Source organism: Variovorax sp. GW821-FHT09A10 (assembly GCF_059418385.1).
Window position 1 is genome coordinate 750,741 of record NZ_JBWKPT010000001.1, and the last position, 14,084, is coordinate 764,824.

The window sequence follows — 14,084 nt, forward strand, 5'->3', positions numbered from 1 at the left end:
CGCGCGTCCAAGCCCCGCGCCGCGATGCCCGAGCGCCGCACCCTGGCATGCCTCATGCAAGACAGCGGGCAAGAGTAGAAGCGTTCAGCAGCGCACGCACCAACCCCGTGCGCCCGCCCGGAAATTGCTCTTGAGGCGCCTCCCGCCCGCGGTGGGAGGCATCCGTCAAGACCACCGACTCCGAGGCCCCACCATGCAACGCCGATCCTTTCTTGCCGCCGCTGCCGCCACCCTCGCCGCCCCTGCCGTGTTCGCGCAGGGCGGCAAGCTCACACCGCTGAAGTTCACGCTCGACTTCCGCATCAACGGCCAGACCGCGCCCTTCTTCCTGGCGCAGGCCAAGGGCTACTACCGCGACGAGGGGCTGGACGTGACGATCGACACCGGCGCCGGCTCGGTCGCGTCGATCACGCGCATCGCCAGCGGCGTGTACCAATTGGGCCTGGGCGACATCAGCTCGCTGGTCGAGTTCAACGCACAGAACCCGGGCACGCCGGTGGTGCAGGCCGTGTACCAGTACTACAACCGTGCACCGTTCGTGATCATCGGGCGCAAGGACCGCGGCGTGACGACCGACTTCAAGAGCCTCACGGGCAAGAAGGTGGCGGCCGCCGCCGTCGAGTCCACGCGCCGCGCCTGGCCGATGGTGGCGCGCCGGCAGGGCATGCGCGGCGATGCCTTCCAGTGGCAGACCACCGATTTCAGCGCGCGCGACAACGTGATGGTGCGCGGCGACGTCGATGCCGCCACCTACTTCCACGACTCGGCCGTCTCGCTCTTCGCGCGCATGAAGGCCGACGAACTCTCGGTGCTCAAGTACGCGGACGCGGGCGTCAACCTGTACGGCAACGCGATCCTGGCGAGCAGCAACCTCATCGCGCAGAACCCGAAGGTCGTGGCGGCTTTCTTGCGCGCCACCAACCGCGCCATCGTCGAGACCTTCGCCAACCCGGTGCCCAGCATCGCGGCCATGCGCCAGCGCGAACCGATCCTGGACGAGAAGGTCGAACTCGAACGCTGGGGCCTCACGGCGCAGTACGTGGGCGCGGCGGACACGCGCGGCCACGGGCTGGGCGACATCCGCAAGCTCACGCTCGAACAGCAGGTCGACGAGGTGGCCGACACTTTCGGCCTCAAGATGCGGCCTTCGGCCGATGCCCTCTTCAACGGCGCGATGCTGCCGGCGCGCAGCGAGCGCCTTCTTCCCGCACCCAAGGCATGAACCTTCCTGAAAACTCCACGCCCGCGCTCCCCGAAGAAACCACGCTCGACGAGCGCGACGGCCGCTACCTGCGCAAGGCCATCGTGTGGTCGCATGCCGCGCGCCGACGCGGCAACCGGCCCTTCGGCTCGGTCATCGTCTCGGCCGCCGGCGAAGTGCTGGCCGAGGCTGCGAACAGCAACGCCGAAACCGGCGACTGCACCGCGCACGCCGAGGTGAACGCGCTGCGCGCACTGGCCGGCCGCGGCCTCACGCGCGAGGAGCTGGCCGGCGCCACGCTCTATGCCTCGGGCGAACCGTGCGTGATGTGCGCGGGCGCGATCTTCTGGTCGAACATCGGCCGCGTGGTGTTCGGCATCGACGCGCAGCGGCTGCGCGTGTTCCGTGGCGAGCGGCAGGACCAGCGCGATGCGGAGCTGTCGTGCCGCGACGTGTTCCGCGCCTCGCCGCATGCCATCGAATGCATCGGGCCGGCATTGATCGACGAAGCTGCCGCCGCGCATGACGGCGCCTGGAAGACCTAGACTCCCCGCATGCCCTGGCACGCCCGTCTCCACCTCGCCTACCAAAAAGAAGCCGACCGCAGCGTCGCCCGTTTCCGCCACGACGGCCCGCTGCGCATCCTGCAGAGCCTCTACCCCGAGGGCGATGCGGTGTGCCACAACGTGCTGGTGCACCCGCCGGGCGGTCTCGTGGGCGGCGACACGCTCGACATCGACATCGAGGCCGCCGACGGCAGCCACGGCCTGATCACCACACCCGGCGCCTCGCGCTTCTACCGCTCCGAAGGCGAGACCGCGCTGCAGCGCACGCGCATCCGGCTCGCACCGGGCGCGCGGCTCGAATGGCTGCCGCTCGAGGCCATCTGCTACAGCGGCTGCGAGGCCGAGAACCGGCTCACGCTCGAGGTCGCACCGGGCGCCGAGATGATCGGCTGGGACGTGTGCGCACTCGGCCTGCCCAACGCCCACCAGCCTTTCGAACGCGGCACCTACCTGCAGCACATCGAGGCGCCCGGCGTGTGGCTGGAGCGCGGGCGCATCGACGCGAGCGACCACCGCCTGCTGCAAAGCCCGCTGGGGCTGGGCGGCCACCGCTGTCTCGCCTCGCTGTTCGTCGTGGCGGGTTCGCCGATGGCCAAGGCACGGCGCGAGGCCCTGCTGGCGCAGGCGCGCGGGCTGCTCGAAGCGCACGAACTGCACGAGAGCGCGGGCGCGACCAGCCCGCATGCGGAAGTGGTGGTGCTGCGCGTGCTCGCGCCGGTGGTCGAGCCCGCGATGCAGCTGCTGCGGCAGGTCTGGCAGGCGTGGCGCAGCGAGCTGTGGCAACTGACGGCGGCCACGCCGCGCATCTGGGCGACCTGAGACGCGGACGGCCGTCGCCGCTACTGTCGTGTCTTCAGGTGGTAGGTGCCGTTGAACGGATACGGGGACGAACCGTTCTGCCCCACCGCCTGCACGTCGACCGTCAGCGTGTGGCCCGAGAAAACGAGCGCGCCCGTGAGGCGCGGCCTGCGCTCCTTCTCGTAGTGCTCCCGCAGTCGGAGGTCGACAGGGTGCGTGGAAGGCGCCTTCTTCTCGGCCGCCTTGTCGAATTCGCTCACCTCGTACACCGAGGCGTCGGCTGCGTCGACGCGCCCCTCGATCGACGGCACCCGGATGCGGGATTCGAGTTCGTAGCTGCGGTGGAAGATCAGCGACACAGGGTCATGCACCATCAGGCCCCGGGTCGCGTAGAGCGTGACCTCGTAGCCGTCGGCGGTCCGAGTGACGGTCGCATCGGGCTTGTTGCCTGTTGCCGTGCACCCGGCAAGCGCGAGCGCGGACAGCAGCCAGGACACGGTGCGCATGCGTCGGTTCGCAGAAGAGGGAGTGGGCATGCAACGGCGCGCTCGTGAAGGAGCGCCGAGTATGGCCGCACCGCGCCCGCCATCAACCGCAGGCGATCTTTCCGGACGGCGCGCTGCGCAGCCTGTTGAGAAACGCCAATTGCACCCTGGCCGTTTCGCTGCCCTGCCCGGCGGCGCGCAGCATCCACGTGCGCGCCTCGCAGCGGTCGGCCTTCACGGCCGATCCGTACAGCGTGGGCCCCGTCAGCAGCACCATGCCCAGCATCTCCTGCGCCTCGGGATGGCCTTCGGTGGCGGCCTGGCGCAGGTGCTCGAGCATCGTGCGGTAGTCGCGTGCGGCCTGCGCTTCGAGCGCGAGCTGGTAGCGCTGCTCGGTCTGCAGGTCGACGTTCGCGTCGAAGGGCTTCGCCGCGGCGATGGCGGCGACGAGGCACAGCGCGCCTGACAGAAAGATGCGCCAGCGCAGCGACCAACTGGCGATCTGGTTGAGTTCGGATGACATCGGTTTTTTCTCCACGGGTTGCGTGGCACCGATGGTCCCGCGAAGGCGCGCGCAGGAGAAACTGGAATTCACGCAGGACGCCTCAGGCGCCGCCTGAGCCCCCGCTCAAAACATCGCCAGCACGGCCGCATTCACCGCATAGCCGCCGGCCGTCAGGAACACGAACAGCAGCGCCCCCAGCTTGAGCGGCTGCGCCCCCGCCTTGCGCAGGCTCGCGGCGCTGGTGCGCAGGCCCATCGCGGCCATGGCGGTGGCGAGCAGCAGCGTGTCGAGCTGCACCAGCGCGGCGACGAGTGCGTGCGGCAGCACGTCGAGCGAATGCACCGCGCTCACGGCGATGAACAGCACGGCGAACCATGGCACGCGCACCTGGCGCCAGCACGAGCGCAGGCTCGCCGCGCCCGGCGTCGAGGCCGCCACGCGGAACGACAGGCCCATGAGGAACGGCGCCAGCATCATCACGCGCAGCATCTTCTCGACCACCGCCGCGTTGGCCGCACCGGGGCTCACGGCCTCGCCCACCGCGACCACCTGCGCCACCTCGTGGATGGTGGAGCCCGCGAAGAGGCCGAAGGCATGTTCCGTGAGCCCGAGGTACGGATAGACCAGCGGGTACGCCACCATCGACAGCGTGCCGAACACCACCACCGTGGCGACGGCGATCGACACCTTGTGCTCCTCGCCGCGCACCACGGGCTGGGTCGCCATCACGGCGGCGGCACCGCAGATGGCGCTGCCCGCGCCGATGAGCGCGGCCGTCTCGCGGTCGAGCCCCAGCCAGCGCGTGCCGATGCGCACGGCGAGGCCGAAGGTCAGCGCCACCATCGCCATCGCGATCAGCACGCCGGGCCAGCCGACGGCGCCGATGTCGCTCAGCGAGATGCGAAAGCCGTAGAGCACGATGCCCGCGCGCAGCAACGCGCTGCGCGCGAAGTCCACGCCGGCGCCGGTGCGCGCCGACACCGCGGGGAACACCGTGTTGCCCGCCACCATGCCCAGCGCGATGGCCAGCGTGAGCGCGCTCAGGCCCAGGTGCACCATCGGCGGCCATTCGGCCAGCAGCGCGGCGGCGGCCGCCAGCAGTGCAGACAGCAACACGCCGGGGCCGCAGCGGCGAACAAAGGAGAAACCGGGCAAGGAGGCGGCAAGGGAGGACATGGACCCGACTTTAGGAATCGACACCCCATGAGTCAAAGACATAAACTTCACCGATGCATGAAGTTAAGTTATGACCCTGAACCTGCACCTGGTGCGCCTGTTCGTCGCCGTGGCCGAGGCGGGCAGCTTCTCGCGCGCGGCCGAGGGCCTGTGGATCAGCCAGCCGGCGGTGTCCAAGGGCATCCGCGAGCTGGAGCACCAGCTCGACCTGACGCTCATCGAGCGCGGCGCGGGCAAGGGCTTTCGGCTCACCGAGGCCGGCGCGTCGCTGCTCACGCATGCGCGCGGCATCTTCGCGATGGAGCGCGCGGCGCTGGACGACGTGCGTGCGCGCGTCGGCGTACAGCGCGGCAGCCTCACGCTGGGCGCCAGCACCACGGTGGCGAGCTACTGGCTGCCGCCGCAGATCGCGGCCTTCTGCGCCGCCTACCCGGCGGTGGTGCCGCGCGTCACGGTCGGCAACACGCAGTGGGTGTGCGAGCAGCTGCTCGAATGCCGCATCGACCTCGCGCTGGTCGAGGGCCGCGTGGACGAAGAGCGCGTGGACGTGCGCGAATGGACCACCGACCCGCTCGCCATCGTCGCGCCGCCCGATGCCGCCCTGCCCCGGCGCGGCGTGACGGCCGCGCTGCTGGGCCGCCAGAACTGGATCCTGCGCGAGCCGGGCTCGGGCACGCGCCAGGCCACCGAGGCGCTGTGCGCGGCGCACGGCATCGACGCGCCGCCGTGGATGGAAATGGCGAGCAACGAAGCCATTGCGCGCACCGTGGCCAGCGGGGTCGGCATCTCGATGCTGCCGCGCGTGGTGGTGGCCGACATGCTCGCGCTGGGCACGCTGCGCGAGCTGAAGCTGCCGGGCGCGGTGCTGTCGCGGCCGCTGTACCGGCTGGCCTTGAAGAACCGGCCGCTCTCGCCGGCGGCGCTGCGGATGGCGCAGATCCTCGACGCCTCGTGACATGAAAAAAGGGCGCACCGCGTGCGCCCTTTGTCGTTGTTGTCGGCCAACTGCCGCTAGCAGCAGCGCCCCTTGCCCGCGCCGTAGCGCGCCTCGAGCCGTTCGCGGAAGAATTCCTCGTAGCTCATCGGCGCCCGGTCCGGGTGGGTGGCCGCCATGTGCGTCAGGTAGACGTCGTAGTCGGGCAGCCCGACCATGAGCCGCAACGACTGCTTGATCGAGCGGGCGATGTAGCGCCCGGCTTCGGGCATGGCGAGGGCCATGGCGTTCTTCCGTTCGGTCAGTGGGCAGCGGACGAAGCCGCGCCCATCGCCTCGAACGGCGTCTCCTGCGTGGTCGGCCGGTTGGCGGCGCGGGCTGCGAGGCAGGCCTTGATGCTGTAGACCAGCACGCTCAGCACCACGAAGATGAACAGCGCGCACAGCGCCGCGTCGAGCCGGTCGTTGAAGACGATGCGCGACATGGCTTCGGGCGTCTTGGCCGGCGCAATCAGCACGCCGTTGGCCAGGCCGTCGGCGTACTTGGCCGCGTGCGACAGGAAGCCGATCTTCGGATCGCTCGAGAAGATCTTCTGCCAGCCCGCCGTCAGCGTGCAGGCCAGCAGCCACACGGCCGGCGCTGCCGCCACCCAGGCGTAGCGCTCGCGCTTCATGCGGAACAGCACGACCACGCCCAGCATCAGCGCCACCGCGGCCAGCATCTGGTTGGAGATGCCGAACAGCGGCCACAGCGTGTTGATGCCGCCCAGCGGATCGACCACGCCCTGGTACAGGAAGTAGCCCCAGGCCGCCACGCACAGCGCGGTGGCGATCAGGTTGGCCGGCAGCGAGTCGGTGCGCTTGAGCGCAGGCACGAAGCTGCCCAGCAGGTCCTGCAGCATGAAGCGGCCGGCGCGCGTGCCGGCGTCCACTGCCGTGAGGATGAAGAGCGCCTCGAACAGGATCGCGAAGTGGTACCAGAAGGCCATCATGGCCTGCCCACCGATCACCTGGTGAAGGATGTGGGCCATGCCCACGGCCAGCGTCGGCGCGCCGCCGGTGCGCCCGAGGATGGTGGTTTCGCCCACGTCCTTGGCCGTCTGGAGCAGCATCTCGGGCGTGACCACAAAGCCCCAGCCGGAGATCGTTGCCGCGGCCTGTTGCACCGTGGTGCCGACCAGCGCGCCCGGGCTGTTCATCGCGAAGTAAATGCCCGGCTCGATGCACGAGGCCGCCACCAGCGCCATCACGGCGACGAACGACTCGGCCAGCATGCCGCCGTAGCCGATGAAGCGCGCGTGGCGTTCGTTGTCGAGCATCTTGGGCGTGGTGCCCGAAGAAATGAGTGCGTGGAAGCCCGAGACGGCGCCGCAGGCGATAGTGATGAACAGGAACGGGAACAGGCTGCCCGACCACACCGGGCCGTTGCCTTGCGCGAACTGCGTGATGGCGGGCATCTGCAGCGTGGGCATCACGACCACGATGCCGATGGCCAGCGCGATGATGGTGCCGATCTTCAGGAAGGTCGACAGGTAATCGCGCGGCGCCAGCAGCAGCCACACCGGCAGGCTGGCGGCCACGAAGCCGTAGCCCACGAGCATCCAGGTGAGCGCCTTGCCGTCGAAGGTGAAGGCCGGGCCCCACACCGGATGCTGGCTGACCCACTGGCCGCCGAAGATGGCCGCCATGAGCAGCACGAAGCCGATCACCGACACCTCGCCGATGCGGCCCGGGCGGATGTAGCGCAGGTACACGCCCATGAACAGCGCCACCGGAATCGTCGCGGCCACCGTGAAGCTGCCCCACGGCGATTCGGCCAGCGCCTTCACCACGATCAGGGCCAGCACCGCCAGGATGATGATCATGATCATGAAGGTGCCGAACAGCGCGATCATGCCGGGCACCACGCCCATCTCCTGCTTGACCAGGTCGCCCAGCGAACGGCCGTCGCGGCGCGTGGAGATGAACAGGATGATGAAGTCCTGCACCGCCCCCGCGAACACCACGCCCGCCAGCACCCACAGCAAACCGGGCAGGTAGCCCATCTGCGCGGCGAGCACCGGGCCCACCAGCGGGCCGGCGCCCGCGATGGCCGCGAAGTGGTGGCCGAACAGCACGTTCTTGTCGGTCGGCACGTAGTCCAGGCCGTCGTTGTGGCGGTGCGCGGGCGTCTTGCGGTTGGCGTCCAGCCCCAGCACCTTGTCGGCGATGAACAGGCTGTAGTAGCGGTAGGCGATCAGGTAGGTGCAGAGCGCGGCGGTCACGACCCAGAGGGCGTTGATGCTTTCCCCCCGGCTCAGGGCGACGGTGCCCAGCGCAAAAGCGCCGAGCACGGCCACGGCCAGCCACACCAGATGGCGGCGAATGTTGGGCATGCGGATGTCTCCTCGATATGAACCGGGCGAGTGTTCCCCGCCCGCCGCCGGGCCGCATCCGTCGCACTGCGTGGGCCGGGCGGGTGGAATTGCCTAATGGATAACCCCTAAGCACCTCTTGCAGGGCCGGCATCGTCAGTGCCATGAAGCGTTTGCGTTTACGTTAAATGTGATAAATTCACATTCACTAACAATATGAAACAACTCTGACGAGTCCACGATGACCCAGCATTCGCAGGCGCGCACAAGCCGCGGCTTCACATTGATCGAGGTCATGATCACGGTGGCCATCGTGGCCATCCTGGCGTCGATCGCCCTGCCCAACTACCGGCAGTACGTCATCCGTTCGAAGCGCTCGGCGGCCCAGGCGCAGATGATGGACATCGCCAACCGGCAGCAGCAGTTCCTCATTGCCAACCGCAGCTACGCCAACACGACGACGCTGACCGCCAGCGGCTACAGCCTGCCCGCGGAGGTCGCCAGCAACTACAGCTACACGGTCACGGTCCCGACCTCTACCCCACCCGCCTTCACGATCACCTTCACGCCGATCGGCAGCCAGGTGGGCGACGGCGACCTCGGACTCACCAGCGAAGGCGTGAAGACGCCGGCCAACAAATGGTGAACGTGTCCTTGCAGCGCCAGCGCGGCACCACGCTGATCGAGGTGCTGGTCACCCTGCTCGTCCTGGCCTTCGGCCTGTTCGGCCTCGTGGGGCTGCAGGCCCGGCTGCAGGCCTCCGAGATGGAGTCGTACCAGCGCTCGCAGGCGCTGATCCTGCTCAACGACATGGCCAGCCGCATCGCCATCAACCGCCGCGTGGCGGCCAGCTACGCCACCAGCGCACCGCTGGGCGGAACCGATGCCTGCCCCACCGGCACCGGCACGCGCCAACAGATCGACGCCAGGGAATGGTGCAACGCGCTGCAGGGCGCCGCCGAGTTCTCGGGCAACGACAAGCTGGGCACCGTGATCGGCGGGCGCGGCTGCGTGGAAGACATGGGCAACAACGAGTACCTCGTGACGGTCGCCTGGCAAGGCCTCGGACCGATCTCGGCGCCGCCGGCCGGCGTGGCCTGCGGCAAGGACCTCTACGACGGGGGCACCGGCTCCAAGTGCATCAACGACCTGTGCCGCCGCACCGTGACCACGCTGGTGCGCATCGGCTCGCTCTCATGAACCCGAGGCGCCCGCACCCCGCCGCACGCCGCGCCCAGCGCGGGCTGACGCTGATCGAGCTGATGGTGGCCATCACCATCATGCTCATCGTGATGGCCGCGCTGCTCACGCTGTTCCTCAACGTGAGCGGCTCCCAGCGCGAGATGGAACGCGTCAACCGCCAGATCGAAACCGGGCGCCTGAGCATCTTCGTGCTCGAGAACGAGATCTCCCACGCGGGCTTCTGGGAAAACTACATGCCCGAGTTCGACGACCTCACGGTCAGCGCCGCGCCCACGCACGTGCCCACCGGCGCCGTGCCCGACCCGTGCCTGGCCTACTCGGCCGCGAACTGGACCGAGGACTACAAGCGCCAGCTGCTCGACCTGCCCGTGCAGGTCTACGACAGCGTGCCCGCCACCTGCACCGACCTGCTCACGCACAAGAAGGCCAACACCGACGTCCTCGTGGTGCGCCACGCCGACACCTGCCTGCCCGGCACGCCCCACTGCGACGCCGACGTGGCCGGCGCGATGTACTTCCAGTCGTCGCTGTGCGGCACGCAAAAGCCCTCGTCGTTCGACCTCTCGACCGGCGCCTTCGACCAGATGTTCCTCAAGGACTGCACCACCCCTTCGCCCAAACGCAAGCTGGTGACCGACATCTACTACGTGCGCGACTATGCCGAGGCCGTGGGCGACGGCGTGCCCACGCTGTCGCGCTCGCGCTTCGACCTGGTGGGCGGCACGCTCGCGCAGCAACCGCCCACGCCGCTGATCGAAGGCGTCGAAGGCTTTCGCGTCGAGCTCGGCCTGGACACGCTGAGCAAGACCGGCGCCGCCGTCAACTACGCCCAGGCCATCGCGTGGGCCGACCCGGCGAACAAGTCGACGCCGTCCAACCGCGGCGACGGCAGCCCCGACGGTGCCTTCGTGCACTGCAGCACCGCCTCGGCCTGCACCGCCGACCAGCTGGTCAACGTGGTGGCCGTGAAGCTGCACGTGCTGGCGCGCGCCGCCGCCATCTCGCCGGGCCACACCGACACGCGCACCTACCAGATGGGCGCCGCGACGCTGGGGCCGTTCAACGACCACTACAAGCGGCACGCGTTCGCGACCACCGTGCGCCTGACCAACGTCACCGGCCGCAGGGAAACGCCATGAAGCCACGCGCGCACGCCGGCCGCCCCGCCCCAACCCAGCGCGGCGCCGCGCTGATCATCGGGATGATCATGCTGCTGCTGATCACGCTCGTGGTCACCGCCGCCTTCAACCTCAGCGGCGCCAACCTCAAGGCCGTGGGCAACCTGCAGACCCGCAACGAAGCCGTGGCCGCCGCCAACCGCGCGATCGAGGAAGTCGCGGCCAGCCTGCTGGTGCCCGGCAGCGACGGCACCCCGTCGCTCGCGCCACCACAAGGCACCGTGAGCATGGTCGACATCAACAACGACGGCGTGGACGACTACAAGGTCGTCGTCGCCCCGCCTGTGTGCGTGCGCGCCACCAAGGCGGTCGACAGCGGCGGCGGCGGCAGCACGGGCCCGGGCGGCATCACCGGCGGCGCGTCCAGCAGCGGCTCGGGCCTGGGCGCCCTGCCCGACCAATACAACGCCGTGTGGGACATCAGCACCACCGTGACCGACGTCACCTCTGGCGCCACCGGCATCTCGACCTCCGTGCGCCAGGGCGTGCGGGCACTGCTCAACAAGGCGCAGTTCGATGCGCTGTGCGCGCCGCCGGCGCCCGCCACGCCGGCCGCGCCCGCGGCGGCCCCCTCTTGAACCACGACGATGAACGGGTCCCCGCCATGACAAGGAAACTACTCACCACGCTGTGGGCCGCCGTGCTGCTCGCGTTGCCGCTGCAGGCCGCGCAGGCGGAGGACATCGACCTCTTCGTGGGCTACAACCCCAGCGCCACGCAGGCCCCGAACGTGCTGTTCGTGCTGGACAACACGGCCAACTGGAACCAGCCCTTCTCCGCCGAGATGACCGCGCTCGCCAGCGCTTTCGAAAGCCTGGAGGCCAACAAGTTCAAGGTCGGCCTGATGATGTTCACCGAGACCGGCCAGGGCAACTCGAACAGCGACGGCGGCTACGTGCGCGCTGCGGTGCGCACGCTCGACGGCGACACCAAGTCGAAATACGGCGCCCTGATCCGCAGCCTGGACAAGATCGCCGACAAGTCCAACGGCGGCAAGGCCGGCAAGACCATGGCCGAGGTCTACCGCTACCTGGCCAGCGCCGCGCCCATCGCCGGCAACGGCAAGGTCAAGGCCGACTACACCGGCAACGTGAGCGGCACCACGGCATCCAAGGCCATCTACGCGCTCACGCGCAACGCCCTGGCCAGCGTCAACGCCGGCACCTACGTCGGCCCGAGCACCGAGAACTGCATCGGCACCTTCGTCATCTACATCAGCAACGGCGCGGCGCAGGACAACAACAACGACAGCAAGCTCTCCAGCGACGCCTTGCGCGCCGCCGGCGGCGACCCGACGCAGATCACGCTCACCACCAGCGGCTCGCAGGAGAGCACGGCCGACGAATGGGCGCGCTTCCTGCAGACCAGCATGGGCGTCAAGGTCTACACCATCGAGGCCGCCAAGGCCACGCAGGGCCAGGGCCCGGGCTGGAGCGCGCTGCTGCAGAGCATGGCCAAGCAAAGCAACGGCGAGTACTACGACATCTCGGACAAGCCCCAGCTCGGCGCCGCGCTCGGCGAGGCGCTGAACGACATCTTCAGCAAGATCCAGTCGGTCAACAGCGTGTTCTCCTCGGTGAGCCTGCCCGTGAGCGTGAACACCCAGGGCACCTACCTGAACCAGGTGTTCGTCGGCATGTTCCGCCCCGACGAGAACGCCTTTCCGCGCTGGAACGGCAACCTCAAGCAATACAAGCTCGGGCTGGACGGCAGCAGCCAGCTGATCCTGCAGGACGCCGACGACAAGAACGCCGTAAACAACCAGACCGGCTTCATCGCGCCCTGCGCGCGCAGCTTCTGGACGCCCGCCGCCAGCGACAGCGACGCCTACTGGAGCTTCCGGCCGGCCGGCGACTGCATCAACAAACGCGCGGCGGACAGCCCCGACGGCAACGTGGTCGAGAAAGGCGCGCAGGGCCACATGCTGCGCGGCATCGTGCCGGCCGTGCGCAACATGAAGACCTGCGCGGCGGGCAGCTGCACCGCGCTCACCACCTTCGACGACGGCAACACGGCCATCACCATGGCCGCACTCGGTGTCGCCGCAACCGCCGACCGCACCAAGCTCATCAACTGGGCGCGCGGCCTGGACAACAAGGGCGACGAGAAGCCCGACGCCCAGGGCAACCCCGTGCCTTCGAGCGCCATGCGGCCTTCGGTGCACGGCGACGTGGTGCACTCGCGCCCGGTGGCCATCAACTACGGCACCGACGCCGCGCCCCAGGTGGTGGTGTTCTACGGCGGCAACGACGGCGTGCTGCGCGCCATCAACGGCAACCGCAACACGGCCATCGGCGGGGCCGCGGCCGGCTCCGAGCTGTGGTCGTTCATGCCGCCCGAGTTCTACGGCAGCCTCAAGCGGCTGTACGACAACACCACGCGCATCAACTTCCCCGGCCTGCCCGTCAGCGCGGGCGCGGTGGCGCCCAAGCCCTACGGCATGGACGGCGCGGTCGCGGCCTACCGCCAGGGCAGCACCGCCTGGCTCTACGCCAGCATGCGCCGCGGCGGCCGGCTGGTGTACGCCTTCGATGTCTCGTCGCCCGCCGCCCCCACGCTGAAGTGGCGCAAGGGCTGCCCCAACCAGAACGACGACACCGGCTGCGACACCGGCTTCGATGGCATCGGCCAGACCTGGTCGGCGCCGAAGGTGCTGCGCGCCGCCGGCTACGGCAGCGGCAACAGCCCGCTGCTGGTCTTCGGTGGCGGCTACGACAAGTGCGAAGACGTCGACGCCAGCACCGCCGCCCAGGCCTGCGGCACCGGCGTGAAGGGCAACCGGATCTACGTGCTCGACGCCGACACCGGCGCGCAGCTCCAGGTGTTCACCACCGCGCGGCCCGTGGCCGGCGAAGTCACCGTGGTCACCGACACCCTCGGCGTCGCCAAGATCGCCTATGCCGCCGACCTGGGCGGCAACGTGTACCGCATCGCCATCGGCAGCGCGGCGCCTTCTGCCTGGACCCTGACCCAGATCGCCTCGCTCGGCTGCGACACCGTGACCACCTGCACGCCCAACCGCAAGTTCATGTTCGGCCCCGACGTGGTGACCGACAACGGCGCCTACGTCGTGCTGCTGGGCTCGGGCGACCGCGAGAAGCCGCTGCGCTACTACAGCGCCGCGCTCGGCGTGGCCAACCGCTTCTACATGCTGGTCGACAAGCCCACCGACGCCACCTGGCTGACCAGCGAGGTCGACCGCTGCGGCACCGGCAACGGGCTGCTGTGCCACGCCTCGCTGCAGGCCATCACCGACGCCAGCACGCCGACCTCCTCCGACCTCGCCACCAGGAAGGGCTGGTACCTCGGGCTCGCCGCCGGCGAACAGGTCGTGACCGGTTCGGTGACCGCCTACGGCACCACCACCTTCAACACCCACACGCCCACCAACCCCAACACGCAGTCGTGCCGCGCCGACCTGGGCACCGCGCGGGTCTACAACGTGTCGTACGTCAACGCGGCCGCCCAGGGCACCAACGGACGCTTCCAGAACGTGGTGGGCGGTGGCCTGGCGCCCACGCCGGTCGTGGGCCGCGTGCAGCTGGACGGCGATGGCGGCATGCGCGACGTGGTGATCGGCGCCAACCCCGACTCCTTCCTCAGCCCCAAGGGCACCGCGCCCAAGGCCGCGTTCAAGCAGCCCAAGGGCCGGGTCTACTGGTTCATCCAGAAGTAAACGCCGAGC

General features: G+C 69.4%; 14 protein-coding genes. 9 read left to right on the forward strand and 5 right to left on the reverse strand.

Annotation, left to right across the window (positions count from 1 at the left end; genetic code table 11):
• Positions 1-193 precede the first annotated feature (193 nt).
• Genes AC07Q9_RS03580 through AC07Q9_RS03590 form a run of 3 tightly spaced genes read left to right on the forward strand, consistent with a single transcriptional unit; the run spans position 194 to position 2,586 of the window.
• Positions 194-1,222, forward strand: coding sequence for an ABC transporter substrate-binding protein (locus tag AC07Q9_RS03580; protein WP_495307425.1), 1,029 nt, complete (start codon positions 194-196; stop codon positions 1,220-1,222).
• Entirely contained in the window at positions 1,219-1,746 is a 528-nt protein-coding gene (locus AC07Q9_RS03585) for a nucleoside deaminase (protein WP_070061633.1), read from the forward strand. The genes AC07Q9_RS03580 and AC07Q9_RS03585 overlap by 4 nt, the downstream gene beginning before the upstream one ends.
• 9 nt (positions 1,747-1,755) lie before the next feature.
• Positions 1,756-2,586, forward strand: a complete 831-nt coding sequence (locus tag AC07Q9_RS03590; RefSeq protein WP_495307427.1) for an urease accessory protein UreD — start codon at positions 1,756-1,758, stop codon at positions 2,584-2,586.
• Between the two features lie 20 nt (positions 2,587-2,606).
• On the opposite strand, the gene AC07Q9_RS03595 is transcribed toward AC07Q9_RS03590, so the two are convergent.
• The 3 genes from AC07Q9_RS03595 to AC07Q9_RS03605 all read right to left on the reverse strand — a co-directional run bounded on the left by AC07Q9_RS03595 (position 2,607) and on the right by AC07Q9_RS03605 (position 4,731).
• Positions 2,607-3,071 (reverse strand): hypothetical protein, encoded by a 465-nt coding sequence (locus AC07Q9_RS03595; RefSeq protein ID WP_495307429.1) that lies wholly within the window; start codon positions 3,069-3,071, stop codon positions 2,607-2,609.
• An 82-nt stretch (positions 3,072-3,153) separates the two neighbouring features.
• Positions 3,154-3,573 carry a sel1 repeat family protein gene (locus AC07Q9_RS03600; protein WP_495307431.1) on the reverse strand — a complete coding sequence of 140 codons (420 nt, stop codon included), beginning with the start codon at positions 3,571-3,573 and terminating at the stop codon, positions 3,154-3,156.
• 105 nt (positions 3,574-3,678) lie between these two features.
• On the reverse strand, positions 3,679-4,731 hold the full coding sequence (locus AC07Q9_RS03605; protein ID WP_495307432.1) for a YeiH family protein: 1,053 nt from the start codon (positions 4,729-4,731) through the stop codon (positions 3,679-3,681).
• Between the two features lie 70 nt (positions 4,732-4,801).
• Between AC07Q9_RS03605 and AC07Q9_RS03610 the strand changes: the two genes are divergently transcribed.
• Positions 4,802-5,686, forward strand: a complete 885-nt coding sequence (locus tag AC07Q9_RS03610) for a LysR substrate-binding domain-containing protein (protein WP_070061628.1) — start codon at positions 4,802-4,804, stop codon at positions 5,684-5,686.
• A gap of 56 nt (positions 5,687-5,742) precedes the next feature.
• Here AC07Q9_RS03610 and AC07Q9_RS03615 read toward each other — a convergent pair whose 3' ends face one another.
• Both AC07Q9_RS03615 and AC07Q9_RS03620 read right to left on the reverse strand, forming a co-directional pair.
• The gene (locus tag AC07Q9_RS03615; protein ID WP_495301224.1) at positions 5,743-5,949 is read right to left on the reverse strand and encodes a YbdD/YjiX family protein; all 207 of its coding nucleotides are present in this window, start codon (positions 5,947-5,949) and stop codon (positions 5,743-5,745) included.
• 17 nt (positions 5,950-5,966) lie between these two features.
• Positions 5,967-8,039, reverse strand: a complete 2,073-nt coding sequence (locus AC07Q9_RS03620; RefSeq protein ID WP_095744137.1) for a carbon starvation CstA family protein — start codon at positions 8,037-8,039, stop codon at positions 5,967-5,969.
• A gap of 220 nt (positions 8,040-8,259) precedes the next feature.
• Here AC07Q9_RS03620 and AC07Q9_RS03625 point away from each other — a divergent pair, with 220 nt between their 5' ends.
• From AC07Q9_RS03625 to AC07Q9_RS03645, 5 genes are read left to right on the forward strand one after another with little or no spacing between them, the layout of a single operon-like run.
• A complete protein-coding gene (locus AC07Q9_RS03625) occupies positions 8,260-8,664 on the forward strand; it encodes a type IV pilin protein (protein WP_495307433.1) in 405 nt (134 codons plus the stop codon).
• The gene (locus AC07Q9_RS03630; RefSeq protein ID WP_495307434.1) at positions 8,658-9,218 is read left to right on the forward strand and encodes a prepilin-type N-terminal cleavage/methylation domain-containing protein; all 561 of its coding nucleotides are present in this window, start codon (positions 8,658-8,660) and stop codon (positions 9,216-9,218) included. Before AC07Q9_RS03625 ends, AC07Q9_RS03630 begins: the two co-directional genes overlap by 7 nt.
• Positions 9,215-10,360 carry a PilW family protein gene (locus tag AC07Q9_RS03635; RefSeq protein WP_495307436.1) on the forward strand — a complete coding sequence of 382 codons (1,146 nt, stop codon included), beginning with the start codon at positions 9,215-9,217 and terminating at the stop codon, positions 10,358-10,360. The genes AC07Q9_RS03630 and AC07Q9_RS03635 overlap by 4 nt, the downstream gene beginning before the upstream one ends.
• Positions 10,357-10,977: a pilus assembly PilX family protein gene (locus AC07Q9_RS03640; RefSeq protein WP_489062884.1), complete on the forward strand. Its 621-nt coding sequence runs from the start codon at positions 10,357-10,359 to the stop codon at positions 10,975-10,977. Before AC07Q9_RS03635 ends, AC07Q9_RS03640 begins: the two co-directional genes overlap by 4 nt.
• 26 nt (positions 10,978-11,003) lie before the next feature.
• Entirely contained in the window at positions 11,004-14,075 is a 3,072-nt protein-coding gene (locus AC07Q9_RS03645; protein WP_495307438.1) for a pilus assembly protein, read from the forward strand.
• The last annotated feature ends 9 nt before the right edge of the window (positions 14,076-14,084 follow it).